This window comes from Rhizobium leguminosarum, from assembly GCF_019798305.1.
GTDB classification, from domain to species: Bacteria; Pseudomonadota; Alphaproteobacteria; order Rhizobiales; family Rhizobiaceae; genus Rhizobium; species Rhizobium leguminosarum_U.
Window position 1 is genome coordinate 333,057 of the sequence record NZ_JAAXDD010000002.1, and the last position, 19,870, is coordinate 352,926.

At 61.9% G+C, this 19,870-nt stretch carries 23 protein-coding genes, 1 pseudogene and 1 riboswitch; of the genes and pseudogenes, 10 read left to right on the forward strand and 14 right to left on the reverse strand.

Annotation, left to right across the window (positions count from 1 at the left end; genetic code table 11):
* The first annotated feature begins 73 nt into the window (after positions 1–73).
* Positions 74–1,096 (forward strand): LLM class flavin-dependent oxidoreductase, encoded by a 1,023-nt coding sequence (locus tag HFO99_RS05055; protein WP_222359719.1) that lies wholly within the window; start codon positions 74–76, stop codon positions 1,094–1,096.
* A 96-nt stretch (positions 1,097–1,192) separates the two neighbouring features.
* On the opposite strand, the gene HFO99_RS05060 is transcribed toward HFO99_RS05055, so the two are convergent.
* The 3 genes from HFO99_RS05060 to HFO99_RS05070 all read right to left on the reverse strand — a co-directional run bounded on the left by HFO99_RS05060 (position 1,193) and on the right by HFO99_RS05070 (position 3,758).
* Positions 1,193–1,642: a potassium channel family protein gene (locus HFO99_RS05060; RefSeq protein WP_222309770.1), complete on the reverse strand. Its 450-nt coding sequence runs from the start codon at positions 1,640–1,642 to the stop codon at positions 1,193–1,195.
* The gene (locus tag HFO99_RS05065; RefSeq protein ID WP_222249481.1) at positions 1,639–2,745 is read right to left on the reverse strand and encodes an AI-2E family transporter; all 1,107 of its coding nucleotides are present in this window, start codon (positions 2,743–2,745) and stop codon (positions 1,639–1,641) included. Before HFO99_RS05065 ends, HFO99_RS05060 begins: the two co-directional genes overlap by 4 nt.
* 188 nt (positions 2,746–2,933) lie before the next feature.
* Positions 2,934–3,758 (reverse strand): helix-turn-helix domain-containing protein, encoded by an 825-nt coding sequence (locus HFO99_RS05070; RefSeq protein WP_222359720.1) that lies wholly within the window; start codon positions 3,756–3,758, stop codon positions 2,934–2,936.
* Between the two features lie 97 nt (positions 3,759–3,855).
* Between HFO99_RS05070 and HFO99_RS05075 the strand changes: the two genes are divergently transcribed.
* Both HFO99_RS05075 and HFO99_RS05080 read left to right on the forward strand, forming a co-directional pair.
* Complete coding sequence (locus tag HFO99_RS05075) at positions 3,856–4,779, forward strand: phytanoyl-CoA dioxygenase family protein (protein ID WP_222359721.1); 924 nt, start codon at positions 3,856–3,858, stop codon at positions 4,777–4,779.
* Between the two features lie 194 nt (positions 4,780–4,973).
* Positions 4,974–5,894: a LysR family transcriptional regulator gene (locus HFO99_RS05080; RefSeq protein WP_222359722.1), complete on the forward strand. Its 921-nt coding sequence runs from the start codon at positions 4,974–4,976 to the stop codon at positions 5,892–5,894.
* Here the strand turns inward: HFO99_RS05080 and HFO99_RS05085 are convergent.
* The 3 genes and pseudogenes from HFO99_RS05085 to HFO99_RS05095 form a co-directional block, all read right to left on the reverse strand.
* Positions 5,891–7,134: pseudogene (locus HFO99_RS05085) on the reverse strand (MFS transporter). The gene HFO99_RS05080 and the pseudogene HFO99_RS05085 sit on opposite strands and share 4 nt — an antisense overlap.
* Positions 7,131–7,757: an ArsR/SmtB family transcription factor gene (locus tag HFO99_RS05090; protein WP_222359724.1), complete on the reverse strand. Its 627-nt coding sequence runs from the start codon at positions 7,755–7,757 to the stop codon at positions 7,131–7,133. Before HFO99_RS05090 ends, HFO99_RS05085 begins: the two are co-directional and overlap by 4 nt.
* Positions 7,758–7,828: 71 nt before the next feature.
* On the reverse strand, positions 7,829–8,944 hold the full coding sequence (locus tag HFO99_RS05095) for an adenylate/guanylate cyclase domain-containing protein (RefSeq protein ID WP_222359726.1): 1,116 nt from the start codon (positions 8,942–8,944) through the stop codon (positions 7,829–7,831).
* 241 nt (positions 8,945–9,185) lie between these two features.
* Between HFO99_RS05095 and HFO99_RS05100 the strand changes: the two genes are divergently transcribed.
* Complete coding sequence (locus HFO99_RS05100) at positions 9,186–9,410, forward strand: hypothetical protein (protein ID WP_222331626.1); 225 nt, start codon at positions 9,186–9,188, stop codon at positions 9,408–9,410.
* Positions 9,411–9,511: 101 nt separating this feature from the next.
* Here HFO99_RS05100 and HFO99_RS05105 read toward each other — a convergent pair whose 3' ends face one another.
* On the reverse strand, positions 9,512–9,823 hold the full coding sequence (locus tag HFO99_RS05105) for a GCG_CRPN prefix-to-repeats domain-containing protein (protein WP_222359728.1): 312 nt from the start codon (positions 9,821–9,823) through the stop codon (positions 9,512–9,514).
* Between the two features lie 120 nt (positions 9,824–9,943).
* A complete protein-coding gene (locus tag HFO99_RS05110) occupies positions 9,944–10,390 on the reverse strand; it encodes an SRPBCC domain-containing protein (RefSeq protein WP_222309752.1) in 447 nt (148 codons plus the stop codon).
* A 246-nt stretch (positions 10,391–10,636) separates the two neighbouring features.
* A riboswitch (FMN riboswitch) is annotated at positions 10,637–10,779 on the forward strand.
* 78 nt (positions 10,780–10,857) lie between these two features.
* On the opposite strand from HFO99_RS05110, the gene HFO99_RS05115 reads away from it, so the two are divergent.
* Together HFO99_RS05115 and HFO99_RS05120 are read left to right on the forward strand one after the other, a co-directional pair.
* Entirely contained in the window at positions 10,858–11,292 is a 435-nt protein-coding gene (locus HFO99_RS05115; RefSeq protein ID WP_222359730.1) for a 6,7-dimethyl-8-ribityllumazine synthase, read from the forward strand.
* Positions 11,293–11,559: 267 nt separating this feature from the next.
* Positions 11,560–12,249: a VOC family protein gene (locus HFO99_RS05120; protein WP_222359732.1), complete on the forward strand. Its 690-nt coding sequence runs from the start codon at positions 11,560–11,562 to the stop codon at positions 12,247–12,249.
* A 142-nt stretch (positions 12,250–12,391) separates the two neighbouring features.
* On the opposite strand, the gene HFO99_RS05125 is transcribed toward HFO99_RS05120, so the two are convergent.
* On the reverse strand, positions 12,392–12,604 hold the full coding sequence (locus tag HFO99_RS05125) for a hypothetical protein (protein ID WP_261323004.1): 213 nt from the start codon (positions 12,602–12,604) through the stop codon (positions 12,392–12,394).
* Positions 12,585–13,061, reverse strand: a complete 477-nt coding sequence (locus HFO99_RS05130) for a MarR family winged helix-turn-helix transcriptional regulator (RefSeq protein WP_222331623.1) — start codon at positions 13,059–13,061, stop codon at positions 12,585–12,587. Before HFO99_RS05130 ends, HFO99_RS05125 begins: the two co-directional genes overlap by 20 nt.
* Before the next feature lie 98 nt (positions 13,062–13,159).
* On the opposite strand from HFO99_RS05130, the gene HFO99_RS05135 reads away from it, so the two are divergent.
* On the forward strand, positions 13,160–13,528 hold the full coding sequence (locus HFO99_RS05135) for an antibiotic biosynthesis monooxygenase family protein (protein ID WP_222331622.1): 369 nt from the start codon (positions 13,160–13,162) through the stop codon (positions 13,526–13,528).
* A 103-nt stretch (positions 13,529–13,631) separates the two neighbouring features.
* Here HFO99_RS05135 and HFO99_RS05140 read toward each other — a convergent pair whose 3' ends face one another.
* Positions 13,632–14,516, reverse strand: a complete 885-nt coding sequence (locus HFO99_RS05140; RefSeq protein WP_222359734.1) for a LysR family transcriptional regulator — start codon at positions 14,514–14,516, stop codon at positions 13,632–13,634.
* A 123-nt stretch (positions 14,517–14,639) separates the two neighbouring features.
* Here HFO99_RS05140 and ampC point away from each other — a divergent pair, with 123 nt between their 5' ends.
* Positions 14,640–15,797 carry a class C beta-lactamase gene (gene ampC / locus HFO99_RS05145; protein ID WP_222359736.1) on the forward strand — a complete coding sequence of 386 codons (1,158 nt, stop codon included), beginning with the start codon at positions 14,640–14,642 and terminating at the stop codon, positions 15,795–15,797.
* 122 nt (positions 15,798–15,919) lie between these two features.
* Here ampC and HFO99_RS05150 read toward each other — a convergent pair whose 3' ends face one another.
* Positions 15,920–16,696, reverse strand: a complete 777-nt coding sequence (locus HFO99_RS05150) for a DUF1194 domain-containing protein (protein WP_222359738.1) — start codon at positions 16,694–16,696, stop codon at positions 15,920–15,922.
* Positions 16,697–16,809: 113 nt separating this feature from the next.
* On the reverse strand, positions 16,810–17,712 hold the full coding sequence (locus tag HFO99_RS05155; protein ID WP_222331618.1) for a LysR family transcriptional regulator: 903 nt from the start codon (positions 17,710–17,712) through the stop codon (positions 16,810–16,812).
* 192 nt (positions 17,713–17,904) lie between these two features.
* Here HFO99_RS05155 and HFO99_RS05160 point away from each other — a divergent pair, with 192 nt between their 5' ends.
* A complete protein-coding gene (locus HFO99_RS05160; RefSeq protein WP_222331617.1) occupies positions 17,905–18,630 on the forward strand; it encodes an SDR family NAD(P)-dependent oxidoreductase in 726 nt (241 codons plus the stop codon).
* Positions 18,624–19,112, forward strand: a complete 489-nt coding sequence (locus HFO99_RS05165) for a RidA family protein (RefSeq protein WP_222359739.1) — start codon at positions 18,624–18,626, stop codon at positions 19,110–19,112. Before HFO99_RS05160 ends, HFO99_RS05165 begins: the two co-directional genes overlap by 7 nt.
* A 208-nt stretch (positions 19,113–19,320) precedes the next feature.
* Here HFO99_RS05165 and HFO99_RS05170 read toward each other — a convergent pair whose 3' ends face one another.
* Entirely contained in the window at positions 19,321–19,860 is a 540-nt protein-coding gene (locus HFO99_RS05170) for a Pycsar system effector family protein (protein ID WP_222331615.1), read from the reverse strand.
* Positions 19,861–19,870 lie beyond the last annotated feature (10 nt).

Here is a 19,870-nt window from a genome sequence, read left to right on the forward strand (position 1 = left end):
GATTGTCTTCCAGACCGAAACTGTGCCATGACCGATCGACCCCAGATACAACGGATCAAGGCGCGGCATCGGCATGAAGAAGATCGGTTTCCTCTCGTTCGGGCATTGGACGCCCTCGCCCCAATCGCAGACGCGCTCGGCCGGCGACGCGCTGCTGCAGTCGATCGACCTTGCCGTCGCGGCCGAGGAGCTCGGCGCCGACGGGGCGTATTTTCGCGTGCATCATTTTGCCCGCCAACTGGCCGCACCCTTCCCGCTGCTATCAGCCGTCGGCGCTAGAACCGACCGGATCGAGATCGGCACCGCGGTCATCGACATGCGCTACGAGAACCCGCTCTACATGGCTGAAGATGCCGGTGCGGCCGACCTCATCGCCGGCGGCCGCCTGCAGCTCGGCATCAGCCGCGGTTCGCCCGAGCAGGTGATCGATGGCTGGCGCCATTTCGGTTATGCCCCGCCCGAAGGCCAGAGCGAGGCTGATATGGCCCGCCACCACGCCGAAGTCCTCCTCGAAGTGCTGCGCGGCGAAGGGTTTGCCAAACCGAACCCGCGGCCGATGTTTCCAAACCCGCCCGGCCTCCTGCGGCTGGAGCCGCATTCCGAGGGCCTGCGTGAGCGGATATGGTGGGGCGCGAGCTCGAATGCCACCGCCGTCTGGGCGGCCAAGCTCGGCATGAACCTGCAGAGTTCGACGCTGAAGGACGATGAGACGGGAGAGCCCTTCCACGTCCAGCAGGCCGACCAGATCCGGGCATACCGCGAGGCATGGAAAGAAGCCGGCCACGCGCGCCAGCCGCGCGTCTCGGTCAGCCGCAGCATCTTCGCGCTGGTCGACGACCGCGACCGCGCCTATTTCGGCTACGGCAACGACGGTGAGGACAAGATCGGCTTCATCGACGAGAAGACCCGGGCGATCTTCGGCCGCAGCTACGCCGCAGAGCCCGACGCCCTGATCAAGCAGCTCGCTGAAGACCAAGCCATCGCCGAAGCCGACACCCTGCTGCTGACCGTCCCCAACCAGCTCGGCGTCGACTATAACGCCCATGTCATTGAAGCGATCCTCACCCACGTCGCGCCTGCGATGGGTTGGCGCTGACGCCGCGGCACGACAGGCTGTCTTCGCCGGCTACAGCGCCGCGCGTCATTTCAGACGCGCAAAGGACGCTGTAACACTTTGAAATGCTCCAGCACGCTACGGCTCATGCGCGGTTTGATTTGCCGCAGCCAATTTCCCCATGGCCTGCTGGATGGCCGAGAAGAACAGTGCCGTGGTGATCCCGAACATCATCAGCCCGTTGGCTGCCTGCAGCGGCGCAAGCAGCCTGATACGGCCGTCAAGCACCACGTCGCCATAACCAAGCGACGTGAAGGTGACCCCCGAAAAATACATGGCCGTTTCGAAGTCCTCGAAGGCACCGAGCACGCGATATAGCAGTGCCCAAAAAGCGACCTGGAGGATATTGCCCAGCATGAGCACGATCATCAGAACCGAGAATTGCAGGAAGATCGTCCGCCAGGGCTTTCGTCCCACGGGTTGCGTGCGCGCGTGAGCAAAATAACGCGCGGCCAGCACCGAAGCCAGCGCCTGCAGTCCGAGGCAGATCGCCATCGCCAGCAGGCCGAGACCAATGACTTTGATCATGGGGCGGGACCTTCGATCCGGGGGCCGTCCTCGATCGGGCGCTGATGCAGCCATTCCATCAGCAACACGAAGGCGACGGCCAGCAGCACGGGGCCGACAAATATACCGAGAAGGCCGTCGGCTATCATCCCTCCGATGACACCGATCAAAATGACCGGCATCGGCACATCAGATCCACGGCCGAGCATCAATGGTTTGAGAAAATTGTCGCTCAGCCCGGCGATGAAAGACCATATGGCGAAGATGATTGCCGGTGTTGTCGCTTCCGTGACAAAGACATAGGCCATGACAGGCAGCGTCAGCAGCAGCGGCGGTATCTGCACGACTGCCAATAGAAACGTGACGAGCGTCAGGGCACCAGCCGCCGGAACGCCGATGGCGAAGAAGCCAATGCCAACGAGCATCGACTGGATCGCCGCCACACCGACCACGCCGACCGCAACTCCCCGGATCGTTGTGGCGGTCAGGTGGACGAGCCGGGCACCCCGCGCCCTGCTGTTAGTGACGAGTTCCAGCAGACTGAGTGCAAAAGCCGCAGCACCCTTGGCATAGGCGACAAGCACGGCGGCGATCGCGATGGAAAGAACGAAGGAAAGCCCGCCAGAGGCCAGGCCGCCGGCGAAAGATGCGAGCCACGCAGCAGGCTTGCTCAGCATCTCGCCGTATTGACGCAGCGCCGAAGGCAGGTTGGCGGTAGCGAGCGACCAGCCCTCCGAGATCTTCGCTCCGACCACCGGCAGGTCGGCAAGCCACGTTGGAGGCGGCGGAATTGTCAGGCTATGGTTCTGCAAACTGGACACAAGCCAGTAAATGGAAGACCCAAGCGACGTGATCACGACGAACATCGGCACCAGCACGACGGCAACGCCGACGATGCCGATGAGAGATGCCGACCAGCGATTGCCGATCCGATCGGACAGGCGCAGATGCAAGGGATGAAGCATGACCGCCAGGATCACTGACCAAAGCAGAATGCCGAGGAACGGCAACATGATCCTGGCGCAGACATAGACCAGAAGCGCGACGACTCCCAATTGAACCGCCGCATGGATGATGGACGGTCTCGACGGCGCGAGATCGACATTCGATGCGCTGGACGTCATTTTCCCCTCCCGGCCCGGCCTCCGCCAACGAGCGAAGCCGGACGTTCACGCATCGGACAACGAAACCTTCCAGCCGGTATCGGACCTGCGCGGCGAAGATTTTGCCAACGCCGTGAAAGATCGTCTCCAACGCCCCATCATCATACACGACTTCGTGAAAACGGGATACGGCGAGTGCTGCCAGGCTCTCAACCCCTGGTGTACCTGGCGCGAAATTCGCGAGGACTGCAGCCCTCGCGTTCGTGAAAGACACGCGAAAAATAAAACGGGTCATCCAGGCCGACCGTGGCGGCGATGGTTTCGATCTTCTCGTCGGTGGTTGTCAAGAGCTGTTTGGCGTGGTCCATGCGCGCACGAAGCTGGAACGCCTTGGGCGGCAGCCCGGTTTCGAGCGTGAACCGCCTGCGCAGCGTCGCCGGCGACATGCCGTGCTGGGCGGCGAAGGCTCTAAGGTCCATCGGTTGCATTGCGCTTTGCCGCAGCGTCTCGACGATTTCGGCCATGTCGGGCCTGTCTCGGCGCTGATCGGCCGCGGCGCTTGCCTGTCTTGCGGCCGATATGACGATGCGATGCAGCATCAACGCCGCCGATGCCTGCCCGAGGTTGGTATCGTCGAGCAGGTCGGCATGCAGGCTGCCGAATAGCCGCGCCATCTCATCTACGTGATGCAAGGCCACGACGGGCTGACGCTCGGTCATGAGCCTCAACCGGACGAAGTCTCGCGTGAACGACCCTTCGAAAAGCGCCCAGCGCTCGTCCCAGCCGCCTTCATCGGGGCCATAGGAATGCACTCGGTTCGGAAACAGCCAGAAGAGGATCGGCCCGGTGAGGCTCAGGCGGCCGCTGGCCGCGGTGTCCAGCCAGCCCTGCCCCCGCTCTACCAGCACGACGGCGAAACTCGGCAGTTTCCGGTTTGTCACCGCACGGCGGGCCTGCTGCCTGCCGCTGCCGGTAACAGCCAGTCCGCCGGCAGCGGCAAGCGGCATCCTATAGATGGCCTCTGGGTCTCTCATGGTGAGCGAAAAGTCCAGCTATGAATTTCCTCTATGTCGGTTGGTGCGCCGGATCAGGTAATTGACGGCAAGCCAACTCAAGCAACGGAGGAGTGAAATGTCAATTGTTGCGGAGGCCGTGCAGATCCGAAGGCCGGAATTTCCCCTTGCCGCCCATGGCAAAACCTTGCCTGCGGAGCGGACGGGCTGGCTCATGCCGACCGATCCCGCCATCGGCGTCGACGCCATCCGGCGCCGCTACCAGCACGATGGCTATGTCTGGCTGAAAGGCCTTTTGCCGCGGGCCGATCTCATCGATTTCCGCCGCTGGGTCTTCGAACGCCTTGCCGAAACCGGACTGGTCGAGCCGGGCAGCGATTTTTCTCTGGGGATCGCGTCTGCCGGTGGCTTCGACAGAAGCCTGGCGGACCGGCGCCTGATGTCACTCGTCCGCTCCGCCGCCTATGAAGGCTTCTGCGCGCAACCACTGCTCGCCCGCTTCATGGACGATTTCCTGCAGGGTATCTCCTATCTACACAAGCGCAAGATCATGCGCTTCGTCCATCCGGGATCGCTGACAGCCACGCCCGCCCACTACGATCTCGTCTATCTCCGCGGCGGCACCAGCCGCCTGGTGACGGCCTGGATACCGATTGGCGACACCCCCGCCGAGATGGGCGGCCTGGTCTATCTCGAAGGTTCGCATGCTCTGGGCACCAAGATGGAGGCCGAATTCAGGGCAGCAAGCGGCGATCTGTCTCCGGAAGAGCAGATCAGTGCCTATAACAGCCACATGAGCGAAGGCGGCTGGGTCTCCAAGGATCTTCCCGACATGGCAGAGCGTTTCGACACCCGCTGGCTCGCCGCCGATTACGAGGCCGGCGACGTGGTGCTCCACTCGCCCTACATGATCCACGCTTCGACCATCAACCAGGACCGCAGCCGGCGGCTGCGCCTCTCCACCGACATAAGATATCAGAATATCGACGATGAGATCGACGTCCGGTGGAACAACCACTGGAGCCTCGGCGATATGCTGTAGCCCGGCTTTCCAGCGCCCATCTTTGACCTGCGATCCGGTGCGATGGCTGCTGTAGCAGGTTGATTGGCGAAGGGACGTCTACATAGAGCGAAGCGTGGGGACCTTACTGCCGCGATGGGCGTTGATGGTCCGGGTCTTGAACGATCCCATGACTGCCCGACTTATTGACGTAGCCGAACCGCTCGAGTTGCCTCATGCCGCGTACGAACCTGAACGATATCCTGATCTTCATGGCCGTCGTCGATGCGGGGAGCTTTATCGCCGGCGGCCAGGCCATGGGCCTGTCCCGTTCCGCGGCAGGCAAGGCGGTCATCCGCCTGGAAGACCGGCTCGGCGCGCGTCTGCTCAACCGCACAACGAGAACGCTGAGCCTGACCGACGAGGGCCGGATGTTCTACGAGCGCGGGCTGCAGATCCTTGTATCGGTCGATGAGGCGGAGGCGAGCGTGGCAGGGCAGAACAGCACGCCGCGAGGTGTTCTCAGGCTCACCGTTCCCGATGCCTTCGGGCGGCTCGTCATGCTGCCCCTGCTTCAAAAATATCTTCGGGCCTGGCCCGACATCCAGGTCGAAGTGAGTTTCATCGATCGCCTGGCCGACATCGTCGAGGAAGGCTTCGATCTCGCGATCGGGATCGGCGCGACGACGACGTCGGACACCCGCCTGGTCTCGCGCGTGATCGCCACCTATAAGGCGTGGCTCTGCGCCTCGCCGTCCTACCTCGCCGAGCGCGGCGAGCCGGCCGATATCAACGATATCACGGCCCACGACTGCCTTATCTTTGCCAGCCGCAATCAAAGGCAGGGCTGGCGCTTTCGCGGTGAAGGCGGTCCCTGGGTCAAAGTGCAAGGGCGCAGCCGTCTGAGGCTCGATAGCGTACAGGCGATCCGCGACGCCGCCCTGGCGGGACTGGGCATTGCCCTCCTTCCCGATTTTCTCGTCGCCGACGATCTCCTCGCCGGGCGCCTCCAGCAGGTCCTGCCCAGCCTCGAAACTGACGACGCAAAGATCGTCGCTCTCTATCCCGACAAGCGCCTGTTGGAACCACGTGTCCGACGCTTCATCGATCTGATGGTCGAGGAGCTTGGGGGGCAAGGCACGCGGCGGCGACGCTAGCTCTGGGTGATAGCCTTGTCGAATCCGCGAAAGCTTTTCAGCGCCAGGGGAAAGAGAGTTGCGGCGAGATAGGCGAGGCCGGTGAGCGAAAGCGCCGCGGCAAGGCCGATCATGCTGATCAGCGCGCCACCGACGAGACCGCCACAGGGGATGAGAACAAAGCAGAGGGCGGCGTTCATCGCGGTAACGCGGCCGGTCAACGGCTTGGGGATGCGCTCGAAGATCACCGCAGACAGGATCGGATTGAGGAAGCCTGAGGCAAATCCTGCGATTGGCAGGGTGATGAAGACGAGGGCGAGCGGCGCATCCAGCGCAATAACGAGAAAGCGCGGAAATCCGGTCAGCAGGAACGCCACGGTATAGACCGTCAGGCGCGGCATCCGCTCGCCGATCGCAGCGGCAATCGCAGCACCGGCGATCGAGGCGCCGGTGAAGGCCGAAAACATCGCCCCCAGCAATTCCGGTCCATGGCCCGAGCTCTGCGTCCAGACGGGCAGCAGTACCGCGTGATAAGCTTGGTCCAGCAGGTTGGTGGTCGCCACCATCATGACAATGCTGACGAGTACCGCGTCGCCGCGCAGAAAGCGCCAGCCTTCCCTGAGATCGCCGAGGTAGGAGGACATCTCGCCCGGCCGGGCCTCGGGCGCGCCGCGGGCTCGGGGACACGCCGAAATCCGGGGATGCCCGCTCCCACAATCAGAGCAGCGGCGGCGAAGGTGACGGCATTGACGACCAGCGCCTGGCCCGGACCGATCAGGCCGATAAGCGCGCCGGCGCCGGCCGCACCCGCCGTCGAGGCCAGCCGCTCGATAGCACCGACGACGCCGGTGACCCGTTCGAGCGGCATGGCCGCCAGCGTGGCGATGTCGGGAACCATCGCCTGCTTAGCGGCATCGGAGGGGCCGCGCAGCATGCCCATGGCAAAGACAACAGGCAGTAGCAGCAGCATGGTCAACAGGCCGAAGAGATCGAGCAGCGGCACCAACCCCACCAGGGCCACCGACGCGGTATCGCAGACGACGGCGATTCGCTTCGGGCCGACGCGGTCGATCAGCGGCCCACTGAGCGCCTTGGCGGCGACATAGGGCAGCATTTCCATCATCGTCGTCAGCCCGGTCAGAACCGGGCTGCCCGTCGTGCTCAGCACCAGCCAGGGAATGGCGATGGTCGACAGCCGCGTGCCGGAAAGCGAAAGCGTCTCGGCTGCGGCAAGCGCCAGGAATGGCCCACTCCTTCTCATGGCTCGCCATCCCCCTCGCGGTGCGGAAGCCGGCCCGGATAGGGAAAGGCATGCAGCATGATCGAGAACGGAACCATATCCGGGGGTGCCAACTCTCCCAAAGGCGGAGCCACCCGCATCGCTTCGAGAATGATATCGGTCAGCCGCTTGGTCAGGGCTTCGGCCTGTTCCGCCGTCATCGGAATGATGATGTCGCTGGCCGTACTCGCCTTGCGCCATTCCGCCGGCAGCTCGGCATATTCCTCCAGCGCCTGCTGCATCTGGCCGACCTGCAGAGAGAGTATCGCCTGGTTGAAGGCGAGATCGAGATCCAGCGTTTCGCCCTCAACCTCGCTTGCTGGCACCGAGGTGAGCTCGTGGCTGGCGCGCCACCAGCGGTCGCGCCGCGAAGCATGCGGCGCTTCCTCGATGAAGCCGTACTGGTCAAGCTGACGAAGGTGATAGCTGGTCGCGCCGCTGTTCAACCCGAGCCGCACTGCCAGCTGCGTCGCCGTCGCGGGTCCATCGACCCTGAGCATGCCGAGCATGCGCAACCGGACTGGATGCGCCAGCGCCTTCAGCGCGGTCGGATCGGGCACAACGCGGGTGACTGATTGAGCAGGCTGCGGGCGCGGTGTTTTCATACCGCAAGCCTACTATTGCAAACATATCTTTGCAAATCTTTCTTTGCAAAACTGTCATCCCTGCCCGCAGCTCAATCCGTCGGAAGGGTGAACACCGCACAAGGGTCGGCAATGCCGCGCAGGCTGTGCTCTCCGAGCGGTGTCAGCGCCGTCGCCGTATTCGCCGCAACCGCACCCGAGATCAGCACGCTTCGGCCGAGTGGCTTACACAGCCCTTCCAGCCGGCTGACCAGATTGACGGCGGGGCCGATGGCGGTAAAGTCCAGCCGGTCGGCTGCACCGATATTGCCCCACAGGATCTCGCCGAAATGCACTGCTGCGCCGAAGGGCAGCGCCGCCAGCCCCTGCGCCTGGCGCAGCTGGTCGAGATGGGCCATGCCGGCGCGGCTGGCGGCGACCGCGCGCAGTGCGGCCTCGCAGGCCTCGCGATCCGCTCGGGCTGCGTCGCCCTCGCCTGACGTAGCCGTGACCGGAAAGATCGCCAGCACGCCGTCGCCGATGAATTTCAGCACCTCGCCGCCGAAGGCATGCACGGCGCCGGCGACGCGGTCAAACCAGGCGTCCAGTGCTGATATCATCACGTGAGGTTCGGTCACCTCGGAGAGCGCGGTGAAGTCGCGCAGATCGGCGCAGAGAAGGGCCGCGCGGATGGTCTCTCCGGTGCCGCGGGCAAGCGCGCCGGCCTGCACTCGCGCGGCGCTACGGCGGCCGAGATAGGCTTCAAGCAGCGCGGCCCGCGCCTCGCGGGCCGCCAAAGCGGCGAGCGGCGCTGCAGCAAAACGCGCGACCTCGCGCAGCAGGCAAGCCTCGGCCGGGCCGAATGCACCTGCCCCTTCCCCGCTGGCAACCCTCGCCCAGCCGAGCAGCGGGCTGTCCGACCGATTGTCCTGTGAAGGCCCGATCCTGTCTTCCCATACCGGCCCGAGCCCGCCCAACCACTCGCGCCCGGCCTCGCTCCGCGGAGCCGCGGCAAAGGCCAAAGCCTCAATGACAGCGCCGGTCTCCGCCCGCCACAGCCAGGTGCGCCGCGCGATGATCGGATGCGGCACCGAAAGCGTCAACGCGCCGCCCAAAAGCGGCAAGCCATCGGCCAGCAGCCGGCGCCCGAGTTCGGCCAGAAACCATTCGGGACTGGGCGAGGCACCGGCCTCGTCAACCAGCCAGGCAAGGGGAGACGGCAGATCCATGGCTTAACATCGCACGCTGACCGGGGCGGCCGCAAGGATGCCCCCCGGGGTGAGCGCAGGCAGCCATTCCGAATGTCCATGAGGACGTTCCCATCGACTCAACCTGTCGCTCCCAAAAGGACGACCGCATCCCTGTCGAAAACCATTCGACCACGGTGGAAAACAAAAAATAAACACTTTAAACTTGCGCGGCTTAGATTCCATTATAGGATCGTTCCTCATCGTGTATTTGAGGGGTACGATGGGTACGATATTCTGGCCGAAAGATCCGCTGGATGGGAATGACATGACGATGCTGACGTCGATCCTTCGGCGATGGTGCGAAAGATATCAGGTCGAGCTGACAGCGGAGGAGAGCAGCCGCAAGGCGAAGGAACTCGTCGAATGGTTCGAATTCGGCGTCAAGGATCCCGTCGAACTCGAGGAGCTGATCGACGACAAGTACTGGCTCGTCAGCAGGATTTGACCGTATCGGACAAATCGGGAGGGCGTCGGCGAACCTATCTCATCAGAAAAGGCCGGGCGAAATCGCTCCGGCCTTCGTCCATCTACAGTTAAGCGAGACCCTTAGTCATCATCATCCCGCCAACGCCGGTCACGATCCCAGCGCCGCTCATAGCGCCAGCGCGGACCATCCCAATCCCGGTGACGCCGCTCCCAGCCCCAGCGGGGCGGACCACCGTAGAAAGCTACCGGCGGCGGGCGGCGCCAGTTTGGCCGGCATTCGCCCCAGCGCGTCAGATGCCAGCCGCGACCGCAGGCGTAGTCGACCTTTGTGACATTGCTCTGCACATTGATTGTCCCAAGCGGCATCGCCTCCGCGGTGCCGAACGAGAGGCTGCCAGCGAGCAAGGCAGCCGCGATAGAAAGTGCCTTCATCGAGAACTCCATTTTCAATCCAGCCATCCCGAGCTTATGGCCGCCAAATTGAACTGGAGATGAATTGCGCGTTCATGTTTGACGCGCGCAGAGAGCGTGGTTGGCCCGCGAGGAAATCGCTCAAGTTCTGCCGTAAAAAGCGTCGGGACCCGGATCATGTCCGGCGGCGACCTCGGTCAACCGCCCGAGGTAATGCGCCCAGCCTTCCGCATGGCCGGCACATTGCTCGGCGCTCGGCAGGCCGCTATGGGTGAGCCGCAGCAACGTTCCGCCCCCCTGCTCGATCAGGTCGATCTCGACCAGGCTCGACCCCGGCGGCACCACCTCGCTGCCGTCCCAGCCAAAGCTATAGGCAAGGCGATGAACCGGCACCACCTCGCGAAATGAGCCGCGCGCAAAGCGGGCGCCGGTGACGTTGACGAGATAGAGCCCGCCAGGCTGCGGCTCAACCTGCGCCTCCGTCCCCATCCAACGCAAGATCTTTTCCGGGTCGGTCATTAGCGCAAACACCGCGGCCGGCGGTGCTGCGATATGCGCCTCGCGGTGGACGACGAAGGGGTCTTGCATCTCTCTCTCCCATGGTTGCCACGGCCCTGCCCGTCTCCGGTGGAGACGGCGCATCCTGTCTTGCCGTGCTATTCTGACGTGAATGTCCTCACTCAGAGCATGTAGGCGCAAGCCCATCCTCCGCAAGAGGGCTTGCCCGTCGCGATCGACGAACAAGCGAAATCGCCGCGATAGGAGCCCTGATCCTGCATTGGCCCCGAAGCATTTCGACCTATTGCCAGGCCGTCACCTTCCCCCTATTGTTCGCGCCGTTCTCAGGGCGGGGTGCAAGTCCCTACCGGCGGTATGCAATTTAGATTGCGAGCCCGCGAGCGCCTTCTCAGGAAGGGTCAGCAGATCAGGTGAGATGCCTGAGCCGACGGTCATAGTCCGGATGAAAGAGAACGTGCGTTCCTGCCGCCCTTGCGGCTGTCGGGGACGTTCGTGATCGCCTTGGGTGACGTGTCTGTTCGCCAAAGGAGATTACCATGACACCCACCCGCTATGCCTTCATCAAAGCCAGCTGGCACGCCGATATCGTCGACCGTGCCCTAGATGGCTTCCATCAGCTTATTCCGCGTGAGCAGGTCGATGTGTTCGATGTTCCCGGCGCATTCGAGATGCCGCTGCTGTCACGCGATCTTGCAGCAACCGGGCGCTATGCTGCTGTCGTTGCCGCCGCCTTCGTCGTCGACGGCGGAATCTACCGCCACGAATTCGTCGCCCAGGCCGTCGTCGATGGGCTGATGCGCGCCGGTATGGATACCGGCGTGCCGGTGCTGTCCGTGTCGCTGACGCCGCATCAGTATCAGGAAACCGAGCATCACAAGCAGATCTACCGCGCACATTTCGTCGAGAAAGGGCGCGAGGCAGCAAAGGCGGCTCTGACGATCGGCAAAACCCGCGCCGCTCTCGTTGCATAGGAGTATCCATCTTCCATCACGCCGGCTCGACGAGCCGCAGGACGACAGACGAAGGCGGCGGAAACGGGTCCCGCCGCCTCATTGGATCGACATGACCTTGCCAACCCGCGCGGATCGAGAGCGACGCGCCTTGCATTGCAGCGGAATCCGCCAATACCGGCCAAATCAGACAGAATAATTGATTCGACGGCCTCACCGCGCTGTGGTCCACTGGCCGGTGACATGTATCGCCATTCTTAACGCATCCCAAACCCCAAGGAGCTGAAGATGAGCAATGCAATGCGCAGCGAAACCCCCATTGAGACCCCGAGAACACAGCCCGTCGACACCAAGCTCGAGGTGGTTGTCATCCCCGTTTCCAACGTCGACCGCGCCAAACGTTTCTACGACGGCCTGGGCTGGCGGCTCGATGCCGACTTCGCCAATGATGCCGATTTCCGTGTGATCCAGTTTACCCCGCCCGGCTCCGGCTGTGCGATCATCTTCGGCAAGAACGTCACGGCCGCCGCCCCCGGCTCCGCCCAGGGGCTTTATCTTATCGTCTCCGACATCGAGGCCGCCCGCCGCGATCTCATCGCCCGCGGCGTCGAGGTGAGCGAAGTGTTCCACGACGCGGCCGGCGTTTATGCCGGCAAGGACGAACCCTATCTGTTCGGGCGGCTCCGCATTGGCGGCCGCGATCCCGATCACCGCAGCTACCGCTCCTTTGCCTCCTTCAAAGATCCCGACGGCAACGGCTGGCTGTTCCAGGAAGTCACCACGCGCCTGCCAGGACGCATCGATGCTGACGGGACGACATTCACCAACTCAACCGATCTCGCGTCAGCCATGCGCCGTGCGGCGACCGCGCACGGCGAACACGAGAAACGGAACGGCGGCAAACACGACGAGAACTGGCCGGACTGGTACGCCGAATACATGGTCAGCGAACAGGCCGGTAAGCAGCTGCCCTTATAGGGCAATGGCGGCGACCAGACGGCGACATCATTCGAGAGAAACATCCCGGCGGGTACCGCACGTGCCGCGCCGGGACTTCATCGCGTGTCTTTGCCGCGCGCAGCGGCCACCATACCATCGAGCCGGTCCTGGTGAGTGTTGATCATCGAATTGGGCTTGTAGGTTCGCCGATCTGCGTCTCCTGCTTAGGGAATTGTGCCGGAATGTGGAAGCGCAGCAGCCCTGCCTTGGTCGCGGCATCCAAGGCGTTGGCGGCCCGCAAGCCGGAGCCGAGCAGCGCCGGGATCAGAACCGCACTCAACCAGTGGATCGAGACCGCTATTGCGCCATGGCGATCAGGCCTGCTCCTCAACATCTCCATGTCCTTCCAATTTGCTGCGCAGCGCCTTCATGACGGCATGCGTGGTTTTGAGATCCTCGACCTGAAACCCTTCCGAGAGCATGTCGACCCAGGGGGCCTGCAGGCGCATGGCGGTTTCATATGCCTGTTTTCCTCTGTCCGTCAGCACGACGAGCTGTGCCCGTCGGTGGTGCGGGTTGGGCTGGAACGCCAGAAGCCCTTCCTTCTCCAGATCGTTGACGATGCGCTGGACGTTCTGGCGATTGGCGCCCATGTCGCGCGCCAGCCACGCGACCGGCTGTGGCCGGCCTGCGGTGACGACGGTGCCGAGAACTTGCCAGCGGGCGCTGGTCAGGCCGAGCCCCTCGACGAGCTTGTCGCCCGCATTGATCATCCGGTTATTGAGCCGGAAGAGATCCAGAATGAGGTCGGTCAAGGCTGTTCCGGGCGGGGTCCGTTGCGGTTCGTGCATTTGTCACCATATAGCTATATTGACATCATAGTGTCAAACTGGATACGTATCCGTATCACCAGATTGACATCATGTAACCAAATCAGATGGAGTCGACCATGTCGCTCATGCGCCCGATGGACCCTGCCTTCCCGATCGATCGCCAAATCGCGATCGATGCCTCCGCGATCGTCCTCACCAACCTCTTCACGCTCGACAAGACCGACGAGCAGGCCTTCCTTGATGCCTGGCAGGCCGATGCCGCCTTCATGAAACGGCAGTCGGGCTTCATCTCGACCCAGATGCATCGCGCCATCGGCGAAAGTCCGGCTTATCTCAATTATGCCGTCTGGGAATCGACCGCCGACTTCCGGGCGGCATTCTCGCATCCGGAGTTTCGAGCGAAGCTCTCGGCCTATCCGTCCTCGGCGGTCGCCTCCCCGCATCTCTTTCAGAAGGTCGCCGTGCCGGGCATCTGTGTGGCGTAAGCAAAGCGGCCGCTCTAGAGGCATGGCGGGAGGAGGGCCAACGAGTCGGACGCCGTGTCCTCGAGCATCGGGATGATCTCGGCCTCCGGCTCGCCGGAAACTGTCATTGCGATGCGGAAGACATCTGCGACGTCATCCAATCGGAAAATGCGAGCATGGCCGCTGTTGGCGGCCTCGATTGCAGTCGGGTCAGCCAATAGCTTCCCAACGATATGGTCGTAGGAAAAGGTTGTCTGATAGCCCCCGACGATAGATGTCGGGAAAACATCGACGGCGGTGCCAGAGCGATCCCCAGTCCCTGCAGGGCCGCCTCCATCATCGCCAGGGAAGAGTCGAAGACGATACCTGCGTTTATCTGCGCCGCCGGAGGAACGTTCGCTGCCGCGAACCAGGTGCTCCATTCGTCCGCCCTATAGCTCCGCAAAAGCGTCGCCTCGACCAGGTCTGCAGGCGACCTCAAACGCTCGGCGAATTTGGGCGTGCACAGAGGAGAGAGCGGAGCGTCGAACAGACGCAGCGCTTCTGTGCCATGCCAGGAACCGCTGCCGAAGCGAATGGCAAAGTCCAGTCCCTCGGCCGCCATATCGACGCGATTATTGTTTGTCGAAATGCGCACATCGATGAACGGATGCTGCCGTTGAAAATCCGAAAGCCTTGGCAACAACCAGCCGACGGCAAACGTCCCGACCACGCCAAGGAACAGCAATTCCCGCACCTGCCCGGCTTCAATCCGGTCCAGCGTGATCGCCATCTGATCGAAGGAATTGGTCAAGGTCGGCAAAAGAGCTTCGCCTTCTGCGGTGATTTTCAAGCCTCTTGGGAGGCGCTGAAAAAGCGCAGCCCCCAATCGCTTCTCCAGGCTTTTGACCTGCTGGCTGACAGCCGCCTGGGTAACGCAAAGCTCGATCGCGGCACGGGTGAAGCTGAGATGTCTTGCCGATGCTTCGAAGGCCCTCAAGCCATTTAAAGGGAGGAATTGCCGAACCATCTTAGCCCTAGATTTTCTTGGATCTCCTCCGAGATATCATCGTTTGCTGCCGCAAAACAGTGCCGTTAAATGCCGTCCTCATGCGCCTTTGCGTTGATTGAAAGCTGCCTGCGGAGGATGAAAATGAATCGTAGTTGGATAAAAACTCTATCGGCTACCTTGGTCTCGACGTGCATTTCCACGAGTGGCTTTCCGGCCGACGAAATGAAACTGAAAGCCATCTCGGACGCAGCGGTAAAGCCGATCATGGATAAATACGGCATTCCGGGGATGGCGGTTGCGATCGCCGTTGACGGAGAGGACCACATTTTCAACTACGGCGTCGAGTCGAAGGACACAGGCAGGCCCGTCACCCCGGCGACCATGTTCGAACTGGGATCAATCAGCAAAACCTTTACAGTCACCCTCACCTCCTACGCGGACGTGACCGGCCGACTTTCGCTGTCGGACAAGGCAGGAAAATATCTTCCGTCGATGAACGGAAGACCCTTCGGCGATGTCGAGCTGATGAATTTGGGCACGCACACGGCTGGCGGATTTCCGCTGCAAGTTCCCGATGAAGTCAAAACCGAAAAACAGCTGATGGAGTATTTCGCAAGTTGGAAACCTTCATATGCCGCCGGAACGCACCGAACATACGCCAATCCGAGCATCGGCGTGCTCGGATACATAACGGCGAAAAGCATGGGCAAAGATTTCACAGCTCTTATGGAAGACCAATTGTTTCCTTCTCTCGGGTTGACGAGCACGTATATCAATGTGCCGAAATCGAGAATGGCCGACTATGCCCAAGGCTACAAGCGAGGCGGTGAGCCGGCTCGGATGACACCCGCCACTCTTTCGTCCGAGGCCTATGGAGTGAAATCCACAGCAAGCGACATGATCCGGTTCATCGACGCAAACATGGGACTGGTCAAGTTGGACGGAAAGCTCCAGCAGGCGATCACCAACACGCACACGGGATATTTCGATGTCGGCGCGATGACGCAAGACCTCATTTGGGAGCAGTACTCCTATCCCGCTGCGTTGACGACGTTGGTGGACAACAATTCCAGCGCGATGCTCAAAACCATTCCCGTCAAGCAGTTGACGCCGGCGATGGAACCGCGCGACGATGTGTGGATCAATAAAACCGGCTCAACCAATGGTTTCGGCGCATATGTCGCGTTCATCCCGAAAGAGCGGCTCGGCATCGTCATTCTGGCCAACAAAAACTATCCCAACGACGACCGCGTCTCTGCCGCTTACCAGATACTGACTGATATAACTTCGGCGCGCTGACCCGGTAGAGCATGATGCCGAAAAGTGTGCGCGGTTTTCGGACGACATCATGCTCTAACCATGTAATTCAGAACAGGATTGAGATTTAGGCCGACCCGGCCTAAAATCATCCTGTTCGGGCATCAGCGGTCGAAAATGTCCCGCCACTGCTTCTCACCGATCATGCAGTCAGTGCCCGCCTCAGCGCCGGCGATCTTCTGCACCATCGCCGGCGGGGATAGGCCGCTGATCTCCAGCACCAGCTTGCGGCGCACGGCAACGGCGAAATCCTCGATCTTGCGGACCGGCAGCACGAAGGCGCCGGGGCCGCCGATCACGCAATCCGCGTAATATTTGTCGAGCCCGTTGGGCGCATCGGAGGGCCGCAGCATGATGGCAAGGCCGTTGATGATCATGCCGGTTTCCACCGCCTTGTCGCGGGCGGGGGTGACGGGATCGCCGGAATTGTTCGGACCGTCGCCGGAGACATCGATCACCTGTCGCCTGGACTGAAAGGGACTCGAAACGATCATGCTGGCGCCCTGAGCGATCGCCGTGGAGATCGACGTGCGCCGTTGCGTGGCAATCGGTCGGGCTTCGAGTTTATCGGCAAAAGCGATCGCATCCTCTTGCGTCTCGATCACCTGCCAGTCAATGACGGAATCCTGGACGACATAGCCAGCCCATTCGAAATAGCTGATGGCGATGCGGCCGGTCAGCCCGTCCTTCACCGCGTCGATGAATTCCTTGTGCTTGAGCGCCTCGACATAACCCTCGCGCTGGATGCCGATCTCCTCGAAGTCCATCGACCGCGAAGTGTCGACGGCAAGCACGAGGGTCACATCGACCTCGCTTCCCGCCGCCTGCGCGATGGGGACGAGGCCGGAAAGACCGATAAGCACCGCAAGTGTCGTCAGCATTGGCAATCCAATCCCTGCGCCATCCAAGCCGGCGAACTCTAACACAGCTTGGCCGACGCAGGATGCTCGGCCCCGCGTACGGCTTCAATTTTCGGTGATGGAATTGGAAGCCTTCAATGCAAGGGAAGCCACAAGGGGGTCTTCCATGCTTTCAGCGCCTCGAGAAAGACCTGCAATCGGGAGGGCAGGAATCGGCGCGTGGGATAGACGGCGTGCACGAAAATTTCCTCGGACGACCAGTCCGGCAGCAGACGGACGAGCTCGCCTCTTCCGATCTGTTCGTCGCAATAAGTCGAAGGCAGCAGGCCGATGCCGTGTCCGCGATAGGTGAAAGCGCTGACCGCATCGAAATCCCTGCTCGATACCGGCCCCGACACATGCAGGCGAACCGATTTGCGACCGCTCACGAGATGCCATTCCGCTTCGCCGTTGCGGCCGTTCAAGAGCACGCACTGATGGCCCTTCAGGTCTTCGGGCTTCAAGGGAAGCACCCTGCCCCTCAGATAGTCCGGTGCAGCGACCAGATAGCGCACGCTCTTGCCGAGCCGCTGCGCGACGATGGTCGAATCCTTGAGTTCGCCGAAACGGATGCCAAGGTCGATGTTCTCCGCGATCAGATCGAGGAACAGGTTGGTGACGAAGAGATCGACCTGGATCTTTGGATAGGTCTTCAGGAAAGCCGAGAGGAATTCGTAGAAGACCTCCTGTCCGAAGATGACGGGCACGGAGATCTTCAGCAGGCCTTCCGGTTTTCTCTGTGTCTCGGTGAGCGCCTGCTCGGCGTCGACGAGATGGGCGAGCGGTTCGCTGCATCTGTCGTAATAGGCCCGGCCCTGCGCAGTCAGGCTCAATTTGCGGGTCGTCCGCTGGATGAGCGTCACGCCGAGCTGCTCCTCCAGCGACGTCACCTTCCGGCTGACGGTCGATATCGGCATGCCGAGCGAATGGGCAGCACGGCTGAAGCTGCCGTATTGCGCCACCTTCACGAAAACGGCGATATCGTTCAGATCAGCCATGCTCTGATTGTTGCATATATGCAAAATAGAATCCAGATATTTCCATCTAATCGGGTAATCGAGTTTTCGCCATATTCACCTTGCGAAAACAAGACAACCCGATGGAGGCGCATTCGCAGCAGCCCCATCTCGAGCGACCGGCCTTTGCAGCCGCAAGGCCCGCGTTGCCCGAACCAGATTATGGAGATCAGCATGACTACGAGAAAAACAGTCATCGTCACGGGCGCCTCCCAGGGTATCGGAGCCGGCCTCGTCAACGCCTTCATCCAGCGCGGCTATAATGTCGTCGCCACCTCGCGCCAGGTCAGAGCTTCGAACGCCTTTCAAACCTCCGACAAGCTGGCGCTCGTCGACGGCGACATCGGCGATGCCGAAACCGCAGCGCGGGTGGCAAGGACCGCAATCGATCGCTTCGGCTCGATCGACGCGCTCGTCAACAATGCTGGCATTTTCTTAGCCAAGCCGTTCGTCGAGTTCACCATGGCCGACTTCCAGAAATTGTCCTCGACCAATCTCGAGGGTTTCATCCATCTGACCCAACTGGTCGTCCGACAGATGCTCGCGCAGAAAACGGGCGGTAGCGTCGTCAGCATCACCACGCCATTGACCGATCATCCGATCGCCGGCTTCGCCGCCTCAGTCTCGATGATGACAAAGGGCGGCATCAACGCCATCTCCAAGAACCTGGCGATGGAATATGCGAACGAGGGAATTCGCTTCAACATTGTCGCTCCTGGCGTGGTGGACACGCCGCTGCACAAGGACAATCCGAAAGATTTCCTGAAGACGCTGTCGCCGATGGCAGGCATATCAAACGTCGAGGAGATCGCCGATGCCGTCATCTTCCTCACCGAAGCGCCGCGCGTAACCGGGGAGGTGCTGCACGTCGACGGCGGCGCACATCTGGGCAGATGGTAGACCATGCGAAAGCGCAGGCAGCCGGCGCGGAACGGCGGCTGCAGGATCTCGGCATCACGCTTCCCCCGCCGCCGACACCCTTCGGGGCCTATGTCGAAGCGATAAGGACCGGCAACCTGGTCTTCTTCAGCGGGATGCTGCCGGTCGTCGGCCATGAGCCGCGCTATATCGGCCGCGTCGGCGGTGCGCTAACGGCCGAAGACGGCAGGAAGGCGGCCGAAACCGCAACGCTGAGCGCGCTCGCAGCCGCCAGGGACTATCTCGACTCGCTGGACAGGGTCGTCAGGGTCGTCAAGCTTGGCGTCTATATCGCGACCGAAGGCGATTTCCGCGACCATCCGAAGGTTGCCGACGGAGCATCCGAAATGCTGCTTGCGGTCTTCGGCAAGGAAAAGCTCTCGGGCCGCGTCGTGCTCGGCGTCGCCAGCCTGCCTTTAGGGGTGCCGATCGAACTCGAACTTGTTCTTGAGGTCGAGGAGTGAATGGGCGCGGCATTGTCCAAGGTCCTCATCCTGAGGCGCGTAGCCCGCAGGGCGAAGCCTCGAAGGACACGCTCCGGCACTGCTCCTTGCATCTACCGACCGCCGGCGCACCCGCCTCGTCCTTCGAGGCCCCTGCGGGGCGCCTCAGGATGAGGCTCTCGTGGGGCGCCGGCGTCGGCCGACTGACAAGCTCAAAGCATCACCACCCTCACACAGCCACCAACAGCAGCACATAGGCGATCACACTCACCATCAGCCCGCGGAACGCAAATGTGACGCAGCGGTATTTGCTGCGGGCGATGGTGGAGAGGATGTCGGCGTTTTCGAGATACTGCTCGAAAAGGTAGCGCTCGTCGCGCCGCAGCGCCGCATCGAAGAACCGGTCGCGATGACCGTGCCAGGCGCCCCAGAACAATGACGTCGAGTTGTTCAAATGGCGCGGCAGTACGACGAGGATCGCCGACAGCATCGAAAAGACCGAAGCTGCGGCAAGCAGGCCGGAGAACAGCATACTGCCGGGCGTCCCGCTCACGTAGCGCGCCAGGCTGAAGACTGCCCTGACATCGCTGGAACTCACCAGGAATGCCAGCATGAAAGTGAAAATATAAGCGGCCTTCTGGTCAGAGATCTTGATCTGATCATAAAATATGTCATTGATTTTCTTGATATGATCGAAATACCCGGCGCCGATGTCACCCGTCGACGGTTCGCTTGGCATAAGTTCAGTTGCACTCTCGAAATCGCTCACCCGAATACTC

Excerpts from the sequence above, each read along its gene's own strand:
- HFO99_RS05060 (WP_222309770.1), bottom strand. The coding sequence starts at position 1,642 with ATGATCAAAGTCATTGGTCTCGGCCTGCTGGCGATGGCGATCTGCCTC.
- HFO99_RS05065 (WP_222249481.1), bottom strand. The coding sequence starts at position 2,745 with ATGACGTCCAGCGCATCGAATGTCGATCTCGCGCCGTCGAGACCGTCC.
- HFO99_RS05135 (WP_222331622.1), top strand. The coding sequence starts at position 13,160 with ATGTCGCTCATGCGCCCGATGGACCCTGCCTTCCCGATCGATCGCCAA.
- HFO99_RS05075 (WP_222359721.1), top strand. The coding sequence starts at position 3,856 with ATGTCAATTGTTGCGGAGGCCGTGCAGATCCGAAGGCCGGAATTTCCC.
- HFO99_RS05130 (WP_222331623.1), bottom strand. The coding sequence starts at position 13,061 with ATGCACGAACCGCAACGGACCCCGCCCGGAACAGCCTTGACCGACCTC.
- HFO99_RS05155 (WP_222331618.1), bottom strand. The coding sequence starts at position 17,712 with ATGGCTGATCTGAACGATATCGCCGTTTTCGTGAAGGTGGCGCAATAC.
- HFO99_RS05080 (WP_222359722.1), top strand. The coding sequence starts at position 4,974 with ATGCCGCGTACGAACCTGAACGATATCCTGATCTTCATGGCCGTCGTC.
- HFO99_RS05150 (WP_222359738.1), bottom strand. The coding sequence starts at position 16,696 with ATGCTGACGACACTTGCGGTGCTTATCGGTCTTTCCGGCCTCGTCCCC.
- HFO99_RS05090 (WP_222359724.1), bottom strand. The coding sequence starts at position 7,757 with ATGAAAACACCGCGCCCGCAGCCTGCTCAATCAGTCACCCGCGTTGTG.
- HFO99_RS05125 (WP_261323004.1), bottom strand. The coding sequence starts at position 12,604 with ATGTTGAGGAGCAGGCCTGATCGCCATGGCGCAATAGCGGTCTCGATC.
- HFO99_RS05105 (WP_222359728.1), bottom strand. The coding sequence starts at position 9,823 with ATGAAGGCACTTTCTATCGCGGCTGCCTTGCTCGCTGGCAGCCTCTCG.
- HFO99_RS05070 (WP_222359720.1), bottom strand. The coding sequence starts at position 3,758 with ATGAGAGACCCAGAGGCCATCTATAGGATGCCGCTTGCCGCTGCCGGC.
- HFO99_RS05110 (WP_222309752.1), bottom strand. The coding sequence starts at position 10,390 with ATGCAAGACCCCTTCGTCGTCCACCGCGAGGCGCATATCGCAGCACCG.
- HFO99_RS05140 (WP_222359734.1), bottom strand. The coding sequence starts at position 14,516 with ATGGTTCGGCAATTCCTCCCTTTAAATGGCTTGAGGGCCTTCGAAGCA.
- HFO99_RS05095 (WP_222359726.1), bottom strand. The coding sequence starts at position 8,944 with ATGGATCTGCCGTCTCCCCTTGCCTGGCTGGTTGACGAGGCCGGTGCC.
- HFO99_RS05115 (WP_222359730.1), top strand. The coding sequence starts at position 10,858 with ATGACACCCACCCGCTATGCCTTCATCAAAGCCAGCTGGCACGCCGAT.
- HFO99_RS05165 (WP_222359739.1), top strand. The coding sequence starts at position 18,624 with ATGGTAGACCATGCGAAAGCGCAGGCAGCCGGCGCGGAACGGCGGCTG.
- HFO99_RS05160 (WP_222331617.1), top strand. The coding sequence starts at position 17,905 with ATGACTACGAGAAAAACAGTCATCGTCACGGGCGCCTCCCAGGGTATC.
- HFO99_RS05055 (WP_222359719.1), top strand. The coding sequence starts at position 74 with ATGAAGAAGATCGGTTTCCTCTCGTTCGGGCATTGGACGCCCTCGCCC.
- ampC (WP_222359736.1), top strand. The coding sequence starts at position 14,640 with ATGAATCGTAGTTGGATAAAAACTCTATCGGCTACCTTGGTCTCGACG.
- HFO99_RS05120 (WP_222359732.1), top strand. The coding sequence starts at position 11,560 with ATGAGCAATGCAATGCGCAGCGAAACCCCCATTGAGACCCCGAGAACA.
- HFO99_RS05100 (WP_222331626.1), top strand. The coding sequence starts at position 9,186 with ATGGGTACGATATTCTGGCCGAAAGATCCGCTGGATGGGAATGACATG.